21 protein-coding genes are annotated in these 22090 nt (G+C 68.1%); 13 read left to right on the top strand and 8 right to left on the bottom strand.

The genetic code is table 11. The annotated features are described in order from the left end of the window. Positions 1-88: 88 nt before the first annotated feature. From AC1RM6_RS17135 to AC1RM6_RS17125, 3 genes are read right to left on the bottom strand one after another with little or no spacing between them, the layout of a single operon-like run. The gene (locus tag AC1RM6_RS17135; RefSeq protein WP_493103332.1) at positions 89-598 is read right to left on the bottom strand and encodes a L,D-transpeptidase family protein; all 510 of its coding nucleotides are present in this window, start codon (positions 596-598) and stop codon (positions 89-91) included. After that, the gene (gene ribA, locus AC1RM6_RS17130) at positions 595-1671 is read right to left on the bottom strand and encodes a GTP cyclohydrolase II (protein ID WP_493103330.1); all 1077 of its coding nucleotides are present in this window, start codon (positions 1669-1671) and stop codon (positions 595-597) included. Before ribA ends, AC1RM6_RS17135 begins: the two co-directional genes overlap by 4 nt. Further along, complete coding sequence (locus tag AC1RM6_RS17125; protein ID WP_493103328.1) at positions 1668-2459, bottom strand: exodeoxyribonuclease III; 792 nt, start codon at positions 2457-2459, stop codon at positions 1668-1670. The genes ribA and AC1RM6_RS17125 overlap by 4 nt, the downstream gene beginning before the upstream one ends. Before the next feature lie 238 nt (positions 2460-2697). On the opposite strand from AC1RM6_RS17125, the gene AC1RM6_RS17120 reads away from it, so the two are divergent. From AC1RM6_RS17120 to AC1RM6_RS17080, 9 genes are all read left to right on the top strand, one after another. Next, positions 2698-3621 (top strand): thymidylate synthase, encoded by a 924-nt coding sequence (locus AC1RM6_RS17120; protein ID WP_493103326.1) that lies wholly within the window; start codon positions 2698-2700, stop codon positions 3619-3621. A gap of 138 nt (positions 3622-3759) precedes the next feature. Then, positions 3760-4224, top strand: coding sequence for a dihydrofolate reductase (locus AC1RM6_RS17115; protein ID WP_493103571.1), 465 nt, complete (start codon positions 3760-3762; stop codon positions 4222-4224). Between the two features lie 47 nt (positions 4225-4271). Continuing rightward, positions 4272-5213 (top strand): bifunctional riboflavin kinase/FAD synthetase, encoded by a 942-nt coding sequence (locus tag AC1RM6_RS17110; RefSeq protein ID WP_493103324.1) that lies wholly within the window; start codon positions 4272-4274, stop codon positions 5211-5213. Positions 5214-5264: 51 nt separating this feature from the next. Next, the gene (locus AC1RM6_RS17105; protein ID WP_493103322.1) at positions 5265-8252 is read left to right on the top strand and encodes an isoleucine--tRNA ligase; all 2988 of its coding nucleotides are present in this window, start codon (positions 5265-5267) and stop codon (positions 8250-8252) included. Positions 8253-8296: 44 nt separating this feature from the next. Next, positions 8297-8800 (top strand): signal peptidase II, encoded by a 504-nt coding sequence (lspA, locus tag AC1RM6_RS17100; RefSeq protein WP_493103320.1) that lies wholly within the window; start codon positions 8297-8299, stop codon positions 8798-8800. Continuing rightward, positions 8790-9218, top strand: a complete 429-nt coding sequence (locus AC1RM6_RS17095; RefSeq protein WP_493103318.1) for a DUF3035 domain-containing protein — start codon at positions 8790-8792, stop codon at positions 9216-9218. The genes lspA and AC1RM6_RS17095 overlap by 11 nt, the downstream gene beginning before the upstream one ends. 119 nt (positions 9219-9337) lie before the next feature. Continuing rightward, entirely contained in the window at positions 9338-10258 is a 921-nt protein-coding gene (locus tag AC1RM6_RS17090; RefSeq protein ID WP_493103316.1) for an ABC transporter permease, read from the top strand. Beyond that, positions 10255-11037, top strand: a complete 783-nt coding sequence (locus AC1RM6_RS17085; protein ID WP_493103314.1) for an ABC transporter permease — start codon at positions 10255-10257, stop codon at positions 11035-11037. Before AC1RM6_RS17090 ends, AC1RM6_RS17085 begins: the two co-directional genes overlap by 4 nt. Further along, a complete protein-coding gene (locus AC1RM6_RS17080; protein ID WP_493103312.1) occupies positions 11034-12584 on the top strand; it encodes an ATP-binding cassette domain-containing protein in 1551 nt (516 codons plus the stop codon). The genes AC1RM6_RS17085 and AC1RM6_RS17080 overlap by 4 nt, the downstream gene beginning before the upstream one ends. A gap of 69 nt (positions 12585-12653) precedes the next feature. Here AC1RM6_RS17080 and AC1RM6_RS17075 read toward each other — a convergent pair whose 3' ends face one another. After that, the gene (locus AC1RM6_RS17075) at positions 12654-13418 is read right to left on the bottom strand and encodes a TorF family putative porin (RefSeq protein ID WP_493103310.1); all 765 of its coding nucleotides are present in this window, start codon (positions 13416-13418) and stop codon (positions 12654-12656) included. Positions 13419-13732: 314 nt separating this feature from the next. Between AC1RM6_RS17075 and AC1RM6_RS17070 the strand changes: the two genes are divergently transcribed. Continuing rightward, positions 13733-14095: a hypothetical protein gene (locus tag AC1RM6_RS17070; RefSeq protein WP_493103308.1), complete on the top strand. Its 363-nt coding sequence runs from the start codon at positions 13733-13735 to the stop codon at positions 14093-14095. 16 nt (positions 14096-14111) lie between these two features. Here the strand turns inward: AC1RM6_RS17070 and metC are convergent, their stop codons facing one another. Both metC and AC1RM6_RS17060 read right to left on the bottom strand, forming a co-directional pair. Then, positions 14112-15299: a cystathionine beta-lyase gene (metC, locus tag AC1RM6_RS17065; protein ID WP_493103306.1), complete on the bottom strand. Its 1188-nt coding sequence runs from the start codon at positions 15297-15299 to the stop codon at positions 14112-14114. Beyond that, positions 15296-16138, bottom strand: a complete 843-nt coding sequence (locus tag AC1RM6_RS17060) for a sulfurtransferase (RefSeq protein WP_493103305.1) — start codon at positions 16136-16138, stop codon at positions 15296-15298. The genes metC and AC1RM6_RS17060 overlap by 4 nt, the downstream gene beginning before the upstream one ends. An 81-nt stretch (positions 16139-16219) precedes the next feature. On the opposite strand from AC1RM6_RS17060, the gene queF reads away from it, so the two are divergent. Then, positions 16220-16666, top strand: a complete 447-nt coding sequence (queF, locus tag AC1RM6_RS17055; RefSeq protein WP_493103303.1) for a preQ(1) synthase — start codon at positions 16220-16222, stop codon at positions 16664-16666. A gap of 42 nt (positions 16667-16708) precedes the next feature. Here queF and AC1RM6_RS17050 read toward each other — a convergent pair whose 3' ends face one another. Together AC1RM6_RS17050 and AC1RM6_RS17045 are read right to left on the bottom strand one after the other, a co-directional pair. Next, a complete protein-coding gene (locus AC1RM6_RS17050; protein ID WP_493103302.1) occupies positions 16709-18238 on the bottom strand; it encodes a S10 family peptidase in 1530 nt (509 codons plus the stop codon). Positions 18239-18310: 72 nt separating this feature from the next. Next, a complete protein-coding gene (locus AC1RM6_RS17045) occupies positions 18311-19261 on the bottom strand; it encodes an isopenicillin N synthase family dioxygenase (RefSeq protein ID WP_493103300.1) in 951 nt (316 codons plus the stop codon). 118 nt (positions 19262-19379) lie between these two features. Here AC1RM6_RS17045 and AC1RM6_RS17040 point away from each other — a divergent pair, with 118 nt between their 5' ends. Both AC1RM6_RS17040 and AC1RM6_RS17035 read left to right on the top strand, forming a co-directional pair. Next, a complete protein-coding gene (locus AC1RM6_RS17040) occupies positions 19380-20852 on the top strand; it encodes an ATP-binding protein (protein WP_493103298.1) in 1473 nt (490 codons plus the stop codon). Positions 20853-20862: 10 nt separating this feature from the next. Continuing rightward, positions 20863-22062 (top strand): FAD-dependent oxidoreductase, encoded by a 1200-nt coding sequence (locus AC1RM6_RS17035; protein WP_493103296.1) that lies wholly within the window; start codon positions 20863-20865, stop codon positions 22060-22062. Positions 22063-22090: the final 28 nt, after the last annotated feature.

Below are 22090 nucleotides of genomic sequence, written 5' to 3'. Positions count from 1 at the left end.
CAATTCCTTCAAAAAGCGTGGTTATCCTAGCATTTCTTCGGTTAACGAAAGGTTCGGCGGCTGCGAAAATCCGACGTCGCGCAAGGCCTCAGCCGATCAGCACGACATCCCCGGGCGCGAGACCCGCAATCAATGCCGACAGCCTGTCCCTGGCAATCCCGACGCATCCCTCGGTCGGTTTTTCGCCGTTCGAACAATGGAGGAAGATCGCGCTGCCGAGCCCCGCGACTGGCGGCGCGTCGTTGTGCCCGAGCACGACGATGATGTCGTAGAGCCCGTCCTCGCGTTCGAGATACTCGGCCGAATGGCCATGCGGATGCCGGATCGGACGGTTGTAGGCGGGATCGCCGACTCCGTCCGACCAGCCATCGCCCGGCCGGATCCAGCGCCAGGGCAACGTCATCCCCATCGGCGGCGCGGCGCGGCCCGGTCGGAACAGCACCGTCCGGACCGGCCAGGCGCCACGCGGGGTCATGCCGTCGCCTTCGCGCTTGTCGGCGGCGGCACAAGCCCCCGATCGGCCGATCGTGCAGGCGATCGCGATCCCGTCGGGGCCGGTCAGCGTCCGCGCGCTAGTGTCGACCCGGACCCGGCTCACAACACGTGGCCGGTCCGGTCGCGCTTGGTTTCGAGATAGGCCAGGTTGTGCGGGTTGGCGCCCATCCGGTGCGGCACCCGTTCGTCGACGGTGATGCCCGCCGCTTCGAGCCCCTCGACCTTCTTGGGATTGTTGGTCATCAGCCGGACATGACGCTGGCCGAGCAGGCACAGCATCTTGGCAGCGACCCGGAAATCGCGCTGGTCGATGCCGAAGCCGAGCCGCAGATTGGCGTCAACCGTGTCATAGCCCTGGTCCTGCAGCGCATAGGCGCGCAGCTTGTTGATCAGGCCGATCCCGCGCCCTTCCTGGCGCAGATAGAGCAATATGCCCCAGCTCGCCTCGGTCATCGCGTGCAACGCGCCGGCAAGCTGCGGCCCGCAATCGCATTTGAGCGACCCGAGCACATCGCCGGTCAGGCATTCGCTGTGCAGCCGCACCAGCGGCGGATGGCCGTCGGGGGTGCCGACGATCAGCGCGACATGCTCGGCCGAATCGGCGACATGGCGGAAGGCGACGATCTCGGCCTGCTCCGACGCCGCGACCGGCAGCCGCGCCCGCGCCGCGACGATCAGGCTCGCCGGATCGTCATAGGCGTCGAGCTGTTCGGGGGTGACCTCGGCCTCGACCGCGCCATCGATCCGCACGAACAGCGCCGGCAGCAGCCCCGCCAGCCGTGCGAGCCGCAGCGCCGCGGCGGCCGCCTGCGGCGCATCGACATGCTTGGCCAGGAACGGCCCTTTCAGCGGGGTCGCCAGGTCGCGCACCGGATCGGCAAGCGCGATCGCCACCGACAGGTCGAGCCACGGCACCCGCCCGACCAGCGCCGGGCATTCGGGGCTCGCCGCCTCGCGCTGGTTGGCGAGATGGAGCGTCGCCGCCCGCGCCGCCGACAACAGCACGTCCGCCGGCACGCTGCCATCGAACTCGGCAAGGCTGGTGTCGTTCGCGGTCTCGATCGCCAGCACGCAGATCCGCCCGTCGGGCGCGCTCACCGCGACCGGCCATCCCCGCTTGAGCGCGTCGATCGCGCGCGCGGCCTCGCGCCCCCCACCCTTACTGGCTGTGCTCAAATGTCGAACTCGGTGATCAGCGGGATATGGTCGGACGGCTTGAGCCACGACCGGCACGGCTCGCATACATAATGGCGGGTCGCCTTGGGCGCGAGTTCGGGGCTCGCCCACATATGATCGAGCCGGCGGCCGCGATCCGACGCCGCCCAGTCGATCGCGCGGTAGCTCCACCAGGTGTAGAGCCGCGCCGGCGCCGGCACGAAATGGCGGCCGAGATCGACCCAGTCATGGCTTGCCTGCAGCCGGGCGAGCGTCTCGACCTCGATCGGGGTATGGCTGACGACGTCGAGCAGCTGCTTGTGGCTCCAGACGTCGGATTCGAGCGGGGCGATGTTGAAATCGCCGACGATCAGCGTCGGCTCCTTCAGCTCCTCCGACCAGCGGATCATCCGCTCGAGGAAGTCGAGCTTCTGCCCGAACTTCGGATTGACGGTGCGGTCGGCGACGTCGCCGCCGGCCGGCACATAGACATTCTCGAGCCGGATCCCGCAATCGAGCCGCACCCCGACATGGCGCGCCTCGCCATTGTCCTGCCAGTCGTGGCGGCCATTGTCGTGGAGCGGGACCTTGCTGATGATCGCGACGCCATGGTGCATCGGCTGGCCGTTCAATTCGAAATGCGCATACCCCAGCTCGCGGAACATCGCATAAGGGAAGACGTCGTCGCGGACCTTGGTTTCCTGCAGACACAATATGTCGGGCTGCTCCTCTTCGAGGAACTGCCGCACGATATCGATGCGCGCGCGGACCGAGTTGATGTTCCAGGAGGCGATTTTGAGCGAGGACATGCGGCTGCGATGTAGCGATGGCCGAAGATTAAGGAAAGTGGTCGCCCTATATTCACCCCTCCCTGTTCAGGGAGGGGCAGGGGGTGGGTTGCGGAGCGCGGGGCTCGATGCCCCGCGCGTAGCTTTTGCGGAACGTTCGGGAGGCTCGCTACGCTCGCCACCCACCCCTTCCCCTCCCTGAACAGGGAGGGGTGAAAGAAGGTTGAAACCGACCCTACCTGAGCGCTACGGCTCCCCCATGACCCACCCCGAAAACCAATATCTCGACGCCATGCGCCGCGCCTGGAACGAGGGCGACGAGCGCCACGACCGCACCGGGGTCGGCACGCGCTCGCTGTTCGGGGAGACGATGCGCTACGACCTGAGCGACGGCACCATCCCGCTGATCACCACCAAGCGGGTCTATTGGAAAAGCGCGATCCGCGAGCTGATCTGGTTCCTGTCGGGCGACACCAACATCCGCGAGCTGGTGCGCCAGGGCGTCCATATCTGGACCGACTGGCCGCTCGCCAAATATGTGCAGGCAACCGGCGAGGATATCGACCGCGACACCTTCGAGCAGCGGATCGTCGGCGACGACGATTTCGCCGCGGCATGGGGCGATCTCGGCCCGGTCTACGGCAAGCAATGGGTCGACTGGCCGCGCTACACGCCGGCGGGCGACGGACTGTTCCGCCGCGAGGCGCAGGGCTTCAACCAGATCGCCGACCTCGTCCACGCGATCCGCACCAACCCCGCCTCGCGCCGGCTGATCTTCACCGGCTGGAACGTCGCCGAACTGGCGGGGATGGCGCTGCCCCCCTGCCACATGACCTATCAATATCATGTCGCGAACGGCCGGCTGTCGGGTATCCTCTACCAGCGCTCGTGTGACCTCGGCCTCGGCTTCCCGTTCAACATCTTCGAGGCGGCGGTGCTGATCCGCATGCTCGCCCAGCAGACCGGGCTCGAACCCGGCGAACTGGTGTGGATGGGCGCCGACGTCCATGTCTATTCGAACCACGCCCATCTGGTCGAGGAACAGCTTTCGCGGAGCCCGCGCGCGCAACCGACGCTACGCTTCGCGCGGACGCCCGAAAGCATGTTCGACTATCGGCTCGAGGATTTCGTGATCGAGGGCTATGAGCCGCACCCGCACATCGCCGCGCCGGTGGCGGTGTGACCCGCTCCCGTCGCCCCAGCGAAGGCTGGGGCCTATGTCTCTGCCCACACGCGATGCCGCCTCTCGCCGCACCAGCCATGGACCCCAGCCTTCGCTGGGGCGACGGGGAGAGGCGCTGTGGCTAAGCCCCAGATCACCATGATCCTCGCCCGCGCCGATAACGGCGTGATCGGCCGCGACAATGCGATGCCGTGGCGGCTGCCCGCCGATCTCAAGCGCTTCAAGGCACTGACCATGGGCACCCCGATGCTGATGGGCCGCAAGACCTTCGAAAGCCTGCCCGGCCTGCTGCCCGGCCGGCGCCATATCGTCCTCACCCGCGATGCCGGCTGGCGCGCCGACGGTGCCGAACCGGTGCCGACCCTCGAACAGGCGCTCGCGACCGAGGGCGACCGCCTGTCGGTGGTCGGCGGCGCCGAAATCTATGCGCTGTTCGAGCCGATCGCCGACCGCATCGAACTGACCGAAGTCCATCTCGCGCCCGAGGGCGACGCGGTCGTCCCGCCTTTCGATCCCGCCCGCTGGCGCGAGGCCGCACGCCAGGACGTCGCCGCCGAAGATGGTCGCCCGGCCTATAGCTGGATCACGCTTGTCCGGCGCTGAAACCGCAGCCGATTGCGCCCGAACGCCCGGCTTTCTATAGCGCGCGCATGGAGCGGCTGATCTGCGACCACCCCTTGCCCGCGCATCTGCGCGGTGGCGTGGTCGCGCTGGGGAATTTCGACGGCTTCCATCGGGGCCACCAGGCGGTCGTCGGCGCGGCGGTCGCCTATGGTCGTGCGCAGGGTTGCCCGGTGCTGGTGGCGAGCTTCGATCCGCATCCGGTCCGCCATTTCCGGCCCGACACCGCGCCCTTCCGGCTGACCACGCTCGACCAGCGCGCCGAACTGTTCGCGCAGGCCGGGGCCGATGCGATGCTGGTGTTCGCCTTCGACGACCGGCTCGCCGCGGTCTCGGCCGAGGATTTCATCACCGACTGGCTGATCGGCATGGCCGGTGCGCGCCACATCGTCACCGGCGAGGACTTCACCTTCGGCCGCGGCAAGGCCGGCAATGTCGGGGTGCTCGCCACGGTCGGCGCGCGCCACGGCCTGACCAGCGAGGCGATCGGCCCGGTCAGCGATAGCGGCGGGGTGATCTCATCGAGCCGGATCCGCGAGGCGCTCCAGGCCGGCGATCCACGCGAGGCCGCCCGCCTGCTGACCCGTCCGTTCCGGATCGCCGGCGAGGTCCAGCATGGCGACGCGCTCGGCCGCACGATCGGCTTTCCGACCGCCAACCTCCCGCTCGCCAACTATCTGCGCCCGCGCTACGGCATCTATGCCGTGCGCACCCGCCTGCCCGACGGCCGGCTGATCGACGGCGCCGCCAATCTCGGCATCCGCCCCAGCTTCGACCCGCCCAAGGAACTGCTCGAGGTCCATCTGTTCGACTTCGCCGAGGATCTTTACGGTCAGGCGATCGAAGTCGAGTTGATCGAATTCATTCGGCCCGAGGCGAAGTACGACACGCTCGAAGCCCTCACCGCGCAGATCGACGCGGACTGTATCGAAGCCAAGCGTGTGCTTGCCGCGATACCCGTGCTCGCCTAGAGCCTTCGCGATCAACCGCCCGTCTTTTCGGGCCCGAATGTGAACGATCCCATGACCGACGCTCCCCAGAACAGCACGCGCGATTATCGCGACACCGTCTTCCTGCCGAAGACCGACTTTCCGATGAAGGCCGGGCTGGCGCAGAAGGAGCCGGCGATTCTGGCGAAATGGGCCGAGGCCGATCTTTACGGCCAGCTCCGCACCGCGCGCGCCGGCCGCGAGCGCTTCATCCTCCACGATGGCCCGCCCTACGCCAATGGCGACATCCATATGGGCCATGCGATGAACAAGGTCCTCAAGGACATCATCGTCCGCAGCCAGTCGCTCGCCGGCAAGGACGCGCCCTATGTGCCCGGCTGGGACTGTCACGGCCTGCCGATCGAGTGGAAGGTCGAGGAAGCCTATCGCGCCAAGAAGCTCAACAAGGACGAGGTCGATCCCGTCCTGTTCCGCGCCGAATGCCGTGCCTATGCCGAGAAATGGGTCGGCATCCAGCGCGAGCAGTTCAAGCGCCTGGGGGTCATGGGCGACTGGGACGATCCCTATCTGACGATGAAGTACGACGCCGAGGCGGCGATCGTCGGCGAACTGCTCAAATTCGCCGAGACCGGCCAGCTCTACCGCGGCGCCAAGCCGGTGATGTGGTCGCCGGTCGAAAAGACCGCGCTCGCCGAGGCCGAGGTCGAATATGAGGACATCGTCTCCACCCAGATCGACGTCGCCTTCGAGATCGTCGAGAGCCGGGTCCCCGAACTGGTCGGTGCCTATGCGGTAATCTGGACGACCACGCCCTGGACGATCCCGGTCAACCAGGCTTTGGCCTATGGGCCCGAGGTCGAATATGCTCTGGTTCAGTTCTCGGCCATGGGCGTAAGCGGCCGTGCAACACTGGGCGACGATACGCTCGCCGGCCATGACCACCTCGCGCTTGAGAGGCTTCGAGGCCGCAAGTTCATCATAGCGACTGAGCTTCTCTCTCTTTGGGAAAGGCGCTTGATGGGATCAGCGGTGGTCGAAATGGCCGACACTGGAAAAAAACCCGCGCCTTGGTTGGAAACGATTTCGACTTTCAAGGGCTCCGACCTCGCCGGCTCGATCGCCCGCCACCCGATGCATGCGCTCGGCGGCTTCTTCGCCAAGCCGCGCCCCCTGCTCGCCGGCGACTTCGTCACCACCGACGCCGGCACCGGCCTCGTCCATATGGCCCCCGACCATGGCGAGGACGATTTCTTCCTGTGCAAGGCGAACGGCATCGATCCGGTGTTCGCGGTCGAGGGCGACGGCAAATATCGCGCCGACTGGGCGTGGATGGGCGGCCAGGGATCGGTGATCAATCCCAAGTTCAACGCCCCCGAAGGCCCGATCTGCACCGACCTGCGCGAGACCGGCGCACTGCTCGCGGCGAGCGCCGACTTCAGGCACAGCTATCCGCACAGCTGGCGCTCGAAGGCCAAGGTCATCTTTCGCTGCACCCCGCAATGGTTCATCCCCATGGACCGCAGTGCCGGCGCCGCGCAGGACGCATCGTCCAACGCGGGAGCGCCCTCGTCGAACGGCGCCACCCTGCGCGAGATCGCGCTCGACGCGATCGAGCACACCCGCTGGGTCCCCGAGAAATCGCGCAACCGCATCCATGCGATGGTCGCCGGCCGCCCCGACTGGGTGATCAGCCGCCAGCGCGCCTGGGGCGTGCCGATCGCGCTCTATGTCCACAGCAAGTCGGGCGACTATCTGCGCGACCTCGCGGTCAATGCGCGGATCGTCGAGGCGTTCAAGGCCGGCGGCGCCGATGCCTGGTTCACCGCCGACCATCAGGACCTGCTCGGCCCCGATTACGACGCCGCCGATTATGAACCGGTCAACGACATCCTCGACGTCTGGTTCGACAGCGGGTCGACCCATGTCTTCACCGTCGAGGCGCGCTACGGCGCCGGCGTTCGCGCCAACCTCTATCTCGAGGGATCGGACCAGCATCGCGGCTGGTTCCAGTCGTCGCTGCTCGAAAGCTGCGGCACCCGCGGCCGTGCCCCCTATGACGCGGTGCTGACCCATGGCTTCGCGCTCGATGGCCAGGGCCGCAAGATGTCGAAGTCGGTCGGCAATGTCGTCGACCCGCTCAAGATCATCAACGAGAGCGGCGCCGACATCCTTCGCCTGTGGGTCGCCTCGACCGACTATTTCGAGGATGTCCGCATCGGCAAGGAGGTGCTCGCCACCACCTCGGACGCCTATCGCAAGCTGCGCAACACCTTCCGCTATCTGCTCGGCGCGCTCGACGGCTTCGACGATGCCGAGATGATCGCCCCGGCCGACATGCCCGAGCTCGAGCGCTATGTACTCCATCTGCTCGCCAGCCTCGATACCGAGCTCGAGGCCGCAACCGCCGCGTTCGAACTCAACCGCTATGCGCGCGCGCTGATCGATTTCGCGAACAACGACCTGTCGGCCTTCTTCTTCGATATCCGCAAGGACGTGCTCTATTGCGACGCGCCGACCTCGGTCGCCCGCCGCGCCTATCGCACCGTGCTCGACATCCTGTTCCATGCGCTGGTCCGCTATGCCGCGCCGATCCTCTGCTTTTCCGCCGAGGAAGTCTGGGGCACCCGCTTCCCCGATGCGGGTTCGGTCCACCTGCTCGAATGGCCCAAGGTCGATGCCGGCTGGGCCGATGACGATCTGCGGATGAAGTGGGAGGTGCTGCGCCAGCTCCGCACCAAACTCACCGGCCAGATCGAGCCGCTGCGCCGCGAGAAGATCGTCGGATCGAGCCTCGAGGTCGACGTCACCGCGATCGGCTATGACCCGGCCCAGACCGCGATCCTGCGCTCGGTCGACTTTTCCGAGATCGGCATCGTCGCGAAGACCGATATCCAGGACGGCGACGCCGCGCTGGGCGCCGAGGTCGCGTCGACCGAACGCGTCGCGTTCGAAGTCGCCAAGACCGACTATGAGAAATGCGGCCGCTGCTGGCGCCACCTCCCCGAGGTCAGCGAAAGCGGCGCGCTGTGCGCTCGCTGCGAGGATGTCGTCGGTGAGTGAACATGCGCAAACCAGCCCTCTCTCCCACAAGGGGAGAGGGTAAGATGAACGCCCGCATCCTCGGCCTCATCACCGCCGCCTGCGTGTTGATGCTCGACCAGCTCAGCAAATATCTCATCATCAACCCGCTCGCGCTGCCCCAGCGCTTCCTGGTCACCATCACCCCCTTTTTCGACCTGCGCTGGGTCGAGAATTACGGCGTGTCGCTGGGCTTCCTGGTCGCCGGATCCGAGCGCGAGCGCTGGATGCTGGTGGCGATGACCGCGCTCATCGCGATCGGGGTCGCGATCTGGATGTGGCGCGAAACCGCGCGCGGCGACGTCGTCGCACTCGGCTGCGTGCTCGGCGGGGCGCTCGGCAACATCACCGATCGGGTGCGGCTCGGCTATGTCGCCGATTTCCTCGACCTGCACATCGGCGGGTGGCATCCCTTTTTGGTGTTCAATGTCGCCGATGCAGCTATTAGCATCGGAGTGTTGCTTCTGGTGGTCCGCGCGCTGTTCGTGCGCGAGACAAAGGTTCCTTCGGAGAATGTCGATGCGGTCTAAGCTCATCCTCGGTTCGGCGCTGGTCGCGCTGGTCGCCCTGTCGGGATGCGGTACCAGCAACAAGGGCGGCGTCATGGCCGGCCGTTCGAGCCTCGACGAGTTCATGGTCTCGAAGCGCGCGCCGCTGACCATCCCGCCCGACTTCACCCTGGTTCCGCCCAAGCCCGGCGCCCCGCGCCCGCAGGAAGCCGATTCGAGCCAGCAGGCATTGTCGGCGATGTTCCCCGAATCGGCCCCGCGCCGCAGCCAGACCGAGAAGGACATCATCGGCCTGACCGGCACCGTCCCCGAACCCGGCATCCGCTCGGCGGTCGCCGCCAAGCAGACCGTGCTGGTCGACAAGGGTCCGCTGACCACCAAGATCCTCGCCGCCACCGCCACCGACAATGCCGACGCGCGAGTGACCCTCAGCAACTGATGCGGACGGGTGCTGCGCAGCGACACCCCCATCAATGATCGTCGCCCCGGCGGAGGCCGGGGCCGCCCCCGTCACGGACAGCGCTTGATCTTCGGCAGCTTCGGCCGACGGCGGTCTCGATGCTGAGCCTCATCCGCCGCCGCCTGATGACCGCGCTGCCGACGCTGGCGGCGGTGGTGATCCTGTCCTTCGTGCTGATGCGGATCGCCCCCGGCGGCCCGTTCGACGGCGAGCGCGCGATCGACGAGCAGACCCGCGCCGCGCTGATGGCGGCCTATGGCCTCGACCGCCCGCTCCCCGAACAGGTCGGCCTCTATATCTGGCGGCTGGCGCATGGCGATTTCGGGCCGTCGCTGGTCTATCGCGACTTCACCGTCACCGAACTGGTCGCACGCGGGCTGCCGATCTCGCTGACCCTCGGCGGGCTCGCGCTCATCGTCGCGCTGCTTCTCGGCATCGGCGCCGGCCTCGTCGCGGCGAGTCGCGCCGGCCGATTCGCCGACCGCGTGCTGATGCTGGCCGCGACCCTGCTCACCGCCTTGCCGAGCTTCGTCACCGGGCCGCTTCTCGCCTTGCTGCTCGCCCTGCGCGCCGGCTGGCTGCCGGTGTCGGGCTGGGGCGATGGCGACGCCGCGCATCTGGTGCTGCCGGTGATCGCGCTGGCACTGCCCGCGGCCGGTGCGATCGCCAAGCTCAGCCGGGCCGGCCTCGCGACCGCGCTCGCCCAGGACCATGTCCGCTCGGCCCGCGCACGCGGGCTCGGGCCGATGCGCATCCTGATCGTCCATGCGCTGCGCCCGGCGCTGATCCCGGTGGCGAGCTATCTCGGGCCGGCCGCGGCGGGGCTGCTCACCGGCGCGGTGGTGATCGAGACGGTGTTCGCTCTGCCCGGCCTGGGCCGCTATTTCGTCCAGGGCGCGCTCAACCGCGACTATCCGCTCGTCCTCGGCGTGGTCATCCTCTACGCGGCGCTGATCATCCTGTTCAACCTGCTCGCCGACCTCGCTTATGGCTGGCTCGACCCGCGGGTCCGCGGATGAGGACCGCGCTGATCCTGCTGGCGACGATCGTCGTGGCGGCTTTGCTCGGCCCCCTCGTCATCCCCTGGAGCTATGACACGATCGACTGGGATGCGGTGCGCGCGCCGCCCTTCTCCGCGGGCCATGTGATGGGCACCGACAGCGTCGGCCGCGACCTGCTCGCCCGCGCGCTGGTCGGCACCCGGGTGACGCTCGGAGTCGCCGGCGCCGCCGCCCTCGTCGCGCTCCTCGTCGGCACCGCCTGGGGCGCGGTCGCCGGCTGGTGCGGCGGGCGGATCGACGAGGCGATGATGCGGATCGTCGATGCGCTCTACGCGCTGCCCTTCATGTTCGTCGTCATCCTGCTGATGGTGGTGTTCGGCCGGTCGATCCTGCTCGTGTTCATCGGCATCGGCCTCGTCGAATGGCTGACGATGGCGCGGGTGGTGCGCGGCCAGATGCTGGCCTTGCGCGAACGTCCCTTCGTGATCGCCGCCGAGGCCGCCGGCGCCCGCCCGGCCACCATCGTCGTCCGCCATATGCTCCCCAACCTCGCCGGGGTGGTGCTCGCCTATCTGCTGCTGACAGTACCGCAGGTGGTGATGATCGAGAGCTTTCTATCGTTCCTCGGCCTCGGCGTGCAGGAGCCGATGACCTCGCTCGGCATCTTGCTCAAGGACGGCGCCGACGACATGGACATCGCCCCGCACGCACTGCTGCTGCCGGGGGTGCTGATGGTGACGATCCTCGTCTGCCTGACCGTCGCCGGCGAGAAGCTGCGCGACAGGCTGGCGGCATGACCGTCTTCGCCGCCGAACGGCTCGGCATCGCGATCGACGGCCGTGCCATCGTCCACGACATGGCGTTCGAGATCGCCGCGGGCCAATGCCTCGCGCTGGTCGGCGCATCGGGATCGGGCAAGAGCCAGACCTGCCTCGCCCCGTTCGGCCTCACCCCGGGCATCGCCACCGGATCGGCGCGGCTGCTCGGCGATGAACTGGTCGGTGCGCCCGAGCCCGCGCTGCGCAGGCTGCGCGGCGCACATGTCGGCTTCGTCTTCCAGCAGCCGCTGACCGCGCTCACCCCGCATCTGACGATCGGCGCCCAGTTGCGCGAGGCGTGGACCCAGGCCGGCGCCCCGCGCCCGTCGCGCGCCGAACTCGTCGCCGCGCTCGACCGGGTCGGGCTCGATCGTGCCGACGAGCGGCTCGACCAATATCCGCATCGTCTGTCGGGCGGTCAGCGCCAGCGTGCGCTGATCGCGATGGCGATCGCCCACCGGCCGAAACTTCTGGTCGCCGACGAACCGACCACCGCGCTCGACGCCGCGTTGCGCGCCGACATCATGGCGCTGCTCGATCGGCTGCGCGCCGAGGAAGGCCTCGCGGTGCTGCTGGTGAGTCACGACCTCGCCGCGGTCGCCGACCATGCCGATGTCGCGCTGGTGATGCAGGACGGCGCGGTGATCGAGCGCGGCCCCGCGCCGATCCTGCTGCGCGCGCCCGAAACCCCCTATGCGCGGGCACTGATCGCCGCGAGCCCGCGATTGAGCGATCCGGCGCCACCGCTTGGTCCCACCGGCGACCGGCTGATCGACGCCCGCGACGTCCGCGTGTCCTTCACCCGCCCCGGCTGGCGGCGCGGGCAGCTGGTCGCGGTCGATTCGGTATCGATCGCGGTCGATCGGGGCGAGGCGGTCGCGCTGGTCGGCGGATCGGGCTCGGGCAAGTCGACGCTGGGCCGGGCGATCGCCCGGCTCGGCCCGATCGATGCCGGCGAGGTGATGTGGCAGGGCACGCCGCTGCCCGCGCGCAAGGCGATGCGGCCGTCGGATCGCGCCGGGCTGCAGCCGGTGTTCCAGGATCCGCTCGCCAGCCTCGACGCCCAGTGGCGGATCGGGGATATCGTCGCCGAACCGCTGCACCATTTGCGCCCCGAGCTCGACGGGGCGGCACGCCGGCAGCGGGTCGCCATCATGCTCGACGAGGTCGGCCTCGATGCCGGCTTTGCCGACCGCCGGCCCGCCAGCCTGTCGGGCGGCCAGGCGCAGCGGGTCGCGATCGCCCGGGCGCTCGCGCCCGAACCGCAGATGCTGCTGCTCGACGAGGCGACCTCGGCGCTCGACATGCTGGTGGCGGGATCGATCCTCGACCTGCTCGGCCGGCTGCAGCGCGAGCGCGGCCTCGCGATCCTGATGATCACCCACGACCTCGCGGTCGCGCGGCGGCTCTGCCACCGGATCGCGGTGATCGACGCCGGCCGGATCGTCGAGCAAGGCCCCGCCGAAAGGCTGATCGCGCACCCCGAACATCCGGTCACCCGGCGGCTGGTCGCCGCCAGTCGGTAATCATCCCCCGAACGAAAAAGGGCCGCGACTTTCGTCGCGGCCCTTCTGTCAGGCGAACCGATCGAAGGATCAGAAAGCGTAGGTGACCGAAGCGACGGCACCGGCCGAAGCGACATTCTTGTTGCCCGGCGCATTGCCCAGGAACTCGCCCTTCTTGGCGTCGGTGTCGACATAGGAAATGCCGAAGGTCGCTGCCTTCCAGGTGTAGGTCGCGCCGATGTTCCAATCGACATAGTTCTTCAGGTTCGCGGTCAGGAAGCTGCGGCCGGCGCTGTAGCCGACATGCGCCGACAGGCCGAACGGCGTCTCGGGGATCGTGTAAGCCGCCTCGCCATAGAGGTAGAGATTGTCCTGCTTCGACTTGGTGCCCGAAGCGATGCCCTTCTGCTTGGGATCATAGGCGAAGCCGCCCTTGATCGTCGCCGGGCCGACCGCGGTCTTGGCCGAACCGTAGATTTCGATGAAATCGGTGTTCGTGCCCTTCGACGCGCTCGGATAGACATAATAGAGGAAGCCGCCGTCGAGGGTGACGCCCTCATAAGTGGTCGAATAGCCACCGATCAGGTCGAGCTCGGCATCGGCGCCCGCTGCGACATAATCGTCGATCGCCGACGACCAGAAGCTGGCATAGAAGCCCGAGCTGTGGGTCAGCGTGGCGCTCGCCTGCGGCGCGAGGCGCTTGCCGCTCTGCGAGATGCCGCGGAAGCGATAGTCGCTGGTCAGCGCGGCCGAGCCGGTGAGGGTGAAGTCGGAGGCCGGTGCATCCTGCGCCAGTGCCGGCGACGCGGCGGCCACAAGTGCGAGGGCCGAAAGGCCGAGGAAGGAAGCGCGCATAGGAATAACCCCTTATATTGGTCTGCAATCCGTTCCCCTGCACGCCTGGGCCGGACCTCTGTGAACCCCTTTGGGGACGGGTTAGGCTGCCAAGCGAAGCCCCGCTTATGTGCAGCAGCCTCCCGCGCCGCACAACGCAAATTGGAAACATGGTAGCAACTTCGTTAACAGTGTTGCCACGCAGCAACAGTTTTGTAACCTTTCCCGGGCACCTGCAATTGTTTGCTTACAAAGCGGTCAACGCGATTGACGCAATATTAAGACCGACTGAACAAAATGGCCGTTCCATCTGGGGGACGGCAGCGACTATGGGCATGGCAGCGCGGGAATTGAGGGTCGTTTCGTCGCCCGAACCGGTCGCCGCCGACCCGCTCCAGGCCTTTGCAACTGCGATATCGGCGCTGCGCGCGGTCGATCATGCGGTTGCCGCGCCGGTCGAAAATTCCGCGCCGCGACAAGAGGATGGCTTCGCCCGCCGCTACATCCGCACCTGCTCGATCGCCCAGCGGCGGATCGAGGCGATCGCGGTCGAGACCGAGCGTGCCGCCGCCGCGGGCATGCACGCGCTGATCGCCGCGCAGGCGAATCCCGGCCCCGCCACGATCGCCGCCGCGAAGCTGCTGTCGGACATGGTCGCCGACGCCGTCCGGCGGATGGAGCTATTGTTGCCCGAGTGAGTCGATTGTGGCGGGATCAGGCCGCCGCGTAGCGCGCGAGCCCGGCCTCGAGGTCGGCGATCAGGTCGGCCGGGTCCTCGAGCCCGATATGGAAGCGGATCGCCGGCCCCGCCGCGGTCCAGCCGGTCGCGGTGCGCAGCGGCGCCGGGTCGATCGGCAGCGCGAGGCTTTCATAGCCCCCCCAACTATAGCCGATCCCGAAATGCGCGAGTCCGTCGATGAACGCGCTGCGCGCGGCATCGCCGCCGCCCTGCATCACGATCGAGAACAGACCCGACGCTCCGGCGAAATCGCGCTTCCACAGCGCATGGCCCGGGCAGCTTTCAAAGGCCGGATGCAGTATCTGCGCGACTTCCGGACGGCCTTCGAGCCAGCGCGCGATCTCGATTGCGCCCACCTCGTGCTGCTTCATCCGCACGTCGAGCGTGCGTAGACCGCGCAGCGCCAGATAGGCATCGTCGGCGCCGACACAGTGGCCGAGCGAATGGGTGGTGCGCCGCAACCGCTCGAACCGCGCCGCGTTGGCGGTCGCCGACCCCATCATCACGTCCGAATGGCCGACGATATATTTGGTGCAGGCGAGGATCGAGATGTCGATGCCCAGCGCCATCGCCGGCAGCAGCAAGGGCGTCGCCCAGGTGTTGTCGAGCAGGGTGACGATGCCGCGCGCCCGGCACGCCGCGACGATCGCGGGGATGTCCTGCACCTCGAAGGTGAGGCTCCCCGGGCTTTCCAGGAACACCGCGCGGGTCGAATCGCCGATCAGCTCGGCAATGCCGGCCCCGACCAGCGGATCATAATAGCGGGTGGTGATCCCCATCGGCCGCAGGATATTCTCGCAGAAGGCGCGGCTCGGCTCATAGGCGCTGTCGACCATCAGCAGTTCGTCGCCGGGCGACAGCACCGACAGCAAGGCGGTCGCGATCGCGGCGACCCCCGACGGATAGAGCATCGTCCCCGCCGCGCCGGGTTCGAGTTCGGTCAGCGCCTCGGCCAGCGCCCATTGGGTCGGGGTGCCGCGGCGGCCATAATAGAGCCCGTCATTGGGGCGCTTGCCCGCCGCCCGCAGGTCGGCGACGCTGTCGAACAAGATCGTCGAGGCGCGCCACACCGGCACGTTGACGATCCCGCGGGTCCATTCCTTGCGGCGTCCGGCCGCGACCAGCCGGGTACCGGTACCCTTGCCCTCATCGGCTTCGCTCATGCCGCGCCCGTCGCCTTGTCGGTTTCGGGACGCGCGCCCCATTCGCTCCACGATCCGTCGTAGAGCGCGAGGTCGGTCTTGCCGAGCAGGGCCGCGCCGAACAGCAGCACCGACGCGGTCACCCCCGACCCGCAGGTGGTGACCAGCGGCTGCGACCAGTCGATCTCCGCGGCGTCGAATGCGGCCTTCAGCGCCGCGGTGTCCTTGAAGCGCCCGTCGGCATCGAGCATCCGGTCGTAAGGCAGGCTGCGCGATCCCGGGATATGCCCGGCGGCCAGCCCGCGCGGGTCGCCCTCTTCGCCGGTGAAGCGCTTGGTACCGCGCGCGTCGAGCACCTGCTCGGCGGCGCTCGCGACATTGGCCTTCATCTGGTCGAGGTCGCGCACCGCCCCGGCCTCGCGCACCGCGTGGAAATCGCCGGGCTCGACCGGATCGGCAGGGCCGCCGACGATCGGCCGCTTCTCGTTCACCCAGGCGAACAGCCCGCCGTCGAGGATGCTGACCTGCCGTGCCCCGAACATCCGCAACATCCACCACGCTCGCGCCGAGGTGCGGTGCGCGGCGTTGTCGTAGAGGACGATCCGGCTGTCGTCGCCGATCCCGAGCGCGCGCATCCGCGCCTCGAAGACATCGGCGGGCGGGATCATCCCGGGCAGGTCCGAGGTCGCATCCTTCAGGCTCGCCAGATCGAGATGCTGTGCGGTCGGGATATGGCCCGCCTCATATTCGACGCGCGCATCGCGCGACGGATCGAGCGCATGATAGGTGGCGTCGAGCACCACCAGATCGGGGGCGCCCAGCTCGGCCTCGAGCCACTCGGTGGTGATCAGCATGTCCATGGCGCCTGCTTTCGCGCCCGCCGGCCGCGCGCGCAAGCCCCGAGGTAGCGGATCAGGCCGCGCTCGGTTAAGGAGCCGCGCATGACTCCGCTCCATCTCGGCCAGAGCAGCGCGCTCCCCGCCTCGCCCGAAGACGCCGTCCTCGACTATGTCCCCAACCCGCGTGCCGGCACGCTCTATCTGGTGCGCTTCGCCGCGCCCGAATTCACCTCGCTCTGCCCGGTGACCAGCCAGCCCGACTTCGCGCATCTGGTGATCGACTATGCCCCCGGCGAGACGATCGTCGAATCCAAGTCGCTCAAACTGTTCCTCGGCGCGTTCCGCAACCACCAGGCCTTCCACGAGGACTGCACCGTCGGCATCGGCCAGCGCCTGTTCGACGAGATGCAGCCGCGCTGGCTGCGCATCGGCGGCTACTGGTACCCGCGCGGCGGCATCCCGATCGACGTCTTCTGGCAATCGGGCGCCCCGCCCGAGGGGCTTTGGGTCCCCGACCAGGGCGTCGCCGGGTATCGCGGGCGGGGGTGATTTTTTCTAAGCCCCTCCCTTGCAGGGAGGGGCCTTACAATATCAGTTCGCCCGCCCCGTCGTCCGGCTGTTGATGAACGTCCTTATATCCCCCGACAATTTCTGCAGGTCGGGCCCGCGCACATACATCATGTGGCCCGCGTCATAATAATGGAACTCGATCCGGCTCGCGTCGAAGCCGGTCCGCGACAGCGCATATTCGGCGCCGAAGAACGGCGTCGCGAAATCATACCAGCCCTGGCCGACGAAGACCTTGAGCCCGCTATTCTCGCGCAGCGCCTTGCCGATATAGGGCGCGACATTGACATAGACGTCGCTGTCGCGGCCGCGCCCGCCCTCGAGCTGCCATTTCCAGCGGCCGACGCTGCCGATCGTCACATAGGAGCGATCCATCTTCAGCTTGAGGTCGTCGCGCAGATAGGAATTGATCGCCGCGGTATAGGCGCCATCGATCGCATAGAAGCTCGGATCATTGTCGGGATCCTCGCCCGCCCGGTCATAGTCGACCCCGGTATAGCGGGTGTCGAGCCGGCCGACGGTCACCCCGCGGTCCCGCAGCAATTCCTTGTAGAAGCGGCTGGGCGACACCCGCAGGTCGGCATTGTCGACGAACTGCTCGGACAGGCCGGTCAGCCGCGCGAGCTGCTGGCGGACGCTCGCCCGCTCCTCGGCGCCGAGCCTGTTGCCCTTGAGCAGCGCCGCCGCATAGGGCCCGATCGCGAAGGCGCGCGCCTCCTCGGCGATCGCCGGCGCGCTGGCCGGCGGATTGGCGATCTTGTGGTGGTACCAGGCGGTCGTCGCCATCGACGGCAGGTTGAGGATATAGGGCATCTCGTTGCCCTGGGTCCCCGACACCGCCGAGAAATCGAGGATCGTCGAGATCAGGATGATCCCGTTCAGCGACACGTCGTTATATTCGCCCTCGAGCTCGTTCGCGACCGCCGCCGAGCGGCTGGTGCCATAGCTTTCGCCGCCGAGGAATTTGGGGCTGTTCCAGCGGCCATTGTCGTTGAGCCACATCCGGATGAACTCGGCGACCGACTTGGCGTCGGCGCTCACCCCCCAATAATCCTGCGGGTCCTTCTTGCCGATCGCATGCGCGAAACCGGTGCCGACCGGATCGATGAAGACGATGTCGGTCGCGTCGAGCAGGCTGTCGGGATTGTCGATCAGCGGATAGGGCGGCGCGCCGTCATCCTTGGCATCCGACGGGATCACCACCCGCTTCGGCCCGAACGCGCCCATGTGCAGCCAGACCGATCCCGATCCCGGGCCGCCGTTGAACAGGAAGGTGATCGGCCGCTTCGTCGGATCCGCCAGACCGTCCTTGATATAGGCGGTCGAGAAGATCGCCGCGAGCGGCTTGCCGTCCTTGTCCTTGAGATAGGTCTCGCCGGTAGTCGCGGTGTAGCTGACCGCCTGGCCGCCGAACACGCCCTTGTGGTGGGTGACCGAGACGATCGGCGGCGGCACCGGCGCCTCGGGCGCGTCGGGCTTCTTGTCCTCGGCGGCGTGCGCGGACATGGCGGAAACGGCCAGCGCGGCGGCGGCCAGACAGTTGGTGAAACGCATGAGATCCCCTTTGATTGGGGAAAGGCTAGCGCGATTTGGGGCGGAACGTCGACGCCACCCCCAACCGGAAAGTCAGATCAATTTGATCTCGCGCAACCGCTGCTGGAGAAATTCATGCGCGGTGATCGGCTCGGGGAACTGGTTCGGCCGGTCGGCGGTGATCGTCTCCGGCAGCGTCTCGATCAGATAGTCGGGGCGGAAATGCAGGAAGAACGGCATCGAGAAGCGCGCGAAGCCGCGGCGCTCGGGCGGCGGGTTCATCACCCGGTGGCTGGTCGACGGCAGCAGCTTGTTGGTCAGCCGCTGCAGCATGTCGCCGATGTTCACCACCAGCTCGCCCGGCGCGATGCCGACCGCCAGCCATTCGCCGCTCTTGTCGAGCAGTTCGAGGCCGCCCTCCTCGGCGCCGAGCAGCAGGGTGATGGTGTTGATATCCTCATGCGCGCCGGCGCGGATGCCGGGGGCATCGGGGCCGATCGGCGGATAATGGAGCAGCCGCAGCACGCTGTTGCCGTCCTTGACGGTGTCGTCGAAGAAATGCGGGTCGAGCTTCAGATAGCGCGCGATCGCCGACAGGATACGCAGGCCGGCCGCGTCGAAGGCGTCGAACAGCCGCAGATAGACCTCGCGGAAATCCTCGACCTCCTTCGGCCAGACGTTCGGCGCCATGTCCTTCTCATAGGGATGGCCCGCCGGCAGCTCGCGCCCGACATGCCAGAACTCCTTGAGATCGGCTTCCTTATGGTCCTTCGCGGTCTCGACCCGGAACGCGGTATAGCCGCGCGCGCCGCCGCCACCGTCGATCCGATAGCTGCGCTTCACCTCTTCGGGGAGCGCGAAGAAGGCCTTCGACTTGGCCTCGGCCTCTGCGATCAGGTCGGCGGGGATGCCATGATCGGCGACCACGGCGAAGCCGAAGCGCTCGAAAGACTGGCCGATCGCCTGGGCGAAGCCCTCGGGATCGGTTTCGGAAGCGGCCAGCGACAGGCTGGGGACGGCGGTGAGCTCTGCAGGATCGGTCATGGCGGGTCATATAACCCCGCATGATGTCCGCGTCATCCCGATCGGCACCCGTTCCATCCACAGTTTTCTGCGCGCGCGCGCTTGTACCGACGTGCGTCGATCCGCCAAGAGGTGCAGCGTGACGGCACGAATCGACATGGGCACCAGCGATACGCACCAGACGGTCTCCTTCGACATCGAGGAGCTGCTGGCGACGCGCCTGCTCGTCCAGGGCAATTCGGGGTCGGGCAAGTCGCATCTGCTGCGCCGGCTGCTCGAAGGATCGGCCGGTTTGGTCCAGCAGGTGGTGATCGACCCCGAGGGCGATTTCGTCACCCTGGCCGATCGCTTCGGCCATGTCGTGGTCAATGCCGGCGAGCATAGCGAGGTCGAGATCGGCCGGATCGCCACCCGCATCCGCGAGCATCGCGCCTCGGTGGTGCTCGCGCTCGACGAACTCGAGGTCGAGGCGCAGATGCGCTGTGCCGCGACCTTCCTGTCGGCCTTGTTCGATGCGCCGCGCGATCATTGGTATCCGGTGCTGGTCGTCGTCGACGAGGCGCAACTGTTCGCGCCGGCGGTGGCGGGCGAGGTCTCCGACGAGGCGCGCCGTGCTTCGCTCGGGGCGATGACCAACCTGATGTGCCGCGGTCGCAAGCGCGGTCTAGCGGGGGTGATCGCGACCCAGCGGCTCGCCAAGCTCGCCAAGAACGTTGCCGCCGAGGCCTCCAACTTCATGATGGGGCGCACCTTCCTCGACATCGACATGGCACGCGCTGCCGACCTGCTCGGCATGGACCGCCGCCAGGCCGAAACGATCCGCGACCTGCCGCGCGGCCAGTTCCTGGCGCTCGGCCCCGCGGTCTCGCGCCGACCGATCGCGGTCAAGGTCGGTACGGTCGAGACCCAGGCGCGCAGCGGCAGCCCCAAGCTGATGCCGCTGCCGACGGCGCCGGTCGAGGGGCTTCAGGGCCTGCTGTTCGCCCCGGGTGACGACACCCCGCCCCCGCCACCCCCGCCCAGGTCGCCGCCGCCCAGCACCGACGATCTGCTGCGCACGATCAGCCGCGCGGGTCCGACGCTGACCCCCACCTCGGCGCCGTCGGCGCCGGCGATGCCCGACGACGAACGCGAGGGGGTGATCGACACCGTGCTGCGCGAGATCGTCGACGATCCCGACGCGACCTATCGCGCGGTCGCGGTCGTCTATCAGGATTTCGCGGTCCGCTGCCGTATGCACCGGCTGACCGACAGCGGCCTCGACCTTGCCGCCTTCCGCCGCCGCCTGGCGATGGCCCGCGCCGGCCTGTTCGGCGAGCTCGACGAGGGTTGGCTCGACGCGCTGGCGATCGGCGCCGAATTTCCCGACGACATGCTCGGGCCGTTCCTGCTCGTCGCCAAGGCCGCGCGCGAGGGCGGCGAAGCCCCGACCGACACCGCGCTCGCACGGGTCTATGGCACCCATTCGCTCGGCCGGGTCCGGCGGCTGATGTCCTATATGGAGGAGCAGGGCATCTTCGTCCTGCGCACCGACCTGTCGGGCAAGCGCTCGATCAACATCCCACGCCTCGGCTGGACCACCGCCTCGGCGATGCCCGAGGCCGCCGAGTAGCAGCCGGCCGATGATGCCGCCGCTCGACATCGCAGTCGCGGGCTGCGGACCGGGCGGGCTCGCCACGGCGCTGCTGCTGGCACGCGACGGGCACCGGGTCACCATCTTCGAGCGGTTCGATACCCCCCGGCCGATCGGATCGGGGCTGATGATCCAGCCGACCGGACGCGCGATATTGCGCATTCTCGGGCTCGAGGATGCACTGATCACGCAGGGCGCGCGGATCGACCGGCTGATCGGCAAGACCGGCGACAGCGGCCACACCGTGCTCGACGTCGGCTACGCGTCGCTCGGACGTCGTGCCACGTTCGGGATTGCGGTCCATCGCGCGACCCTGTTCGCGCTGCTCCACGGCGCCGTCCTCGCCGCCGGAATCGCCATCGAAACCGGCCGCACCGTCGGCGGCAGCGACCTGGTCGCCGGCGACCGCCGGCATCTCGTCTTCGCCGACGGTTCGCACGCCGGCCCGTTCGACCTGATCGTCGACACGCTCGGCACCCGGACGGTGCTGGCACCCCCGACCGGTCGCGACCTCGCTTATGGCGCGCTCTGGGGCAGCCTCGACTGGCCGGCAGGTTTCGATCCTCACGCGCTCGAACAGCGCTATCGTGCAGCGAGCAGGATGGCCGGGGTACTCCCGATCGGCACCCCGCCCGGCGCTGCCGGCCCACAGGCGGCGTTCTTCTGGTCGCTGCGAGCCGATCGGCTCGGTGCCTGGCAGACGGACGGGCTTGATGCGTGGAAGGATGAGGTCATTGCTTTATGGCCCGCGACCGCGCCGCTGCTCGACCAGATCGTCGACCCGGCGCAGATGAGCTTCGCGCGCTATGCGCATCGCACCCTCGCCGCTCCCGCCGAACCCGGCATGATCCATCTCGGCGATGCCTGGCACTCGGCGAGCCCGCAGCTCGGCCAGGGCGCGAACATGGCCTTGCTCGACGCCTATGCGCTGCTCCTCGGGCTGCGCGCGCACCGCGAGGTCGCCGACGCGATCGGCCATGCGGTGCGGCTGCGGCGCCACCATGTTCGCGTCTATCAAGGACTGACCGCGCTGTTCACCCCGGTCTACCAGTCCGACAGCCGGATATTGCCGTTCGTCCGCGACCGGATCGTCGGGCCGCTCTCGAAGCTATGGCCGGCGACCTGGATCCAGGCGGCGATGGTGAGCGGGCTGATCGGCGGGCCGATGCGCCCGCTGGGCTTGGACTGAAACCGCCGGATCGCTTATGAACCGGCTT

The sequence above is a fragment of the Rhizorhabdus sp. GW822-FHT03C02 genome (assembly GCF_058801765.1).
Note: the sequence above shows the minus strand (reverse complement) of the source record. Positions and strands in the feature narration are given on the sequence as shown.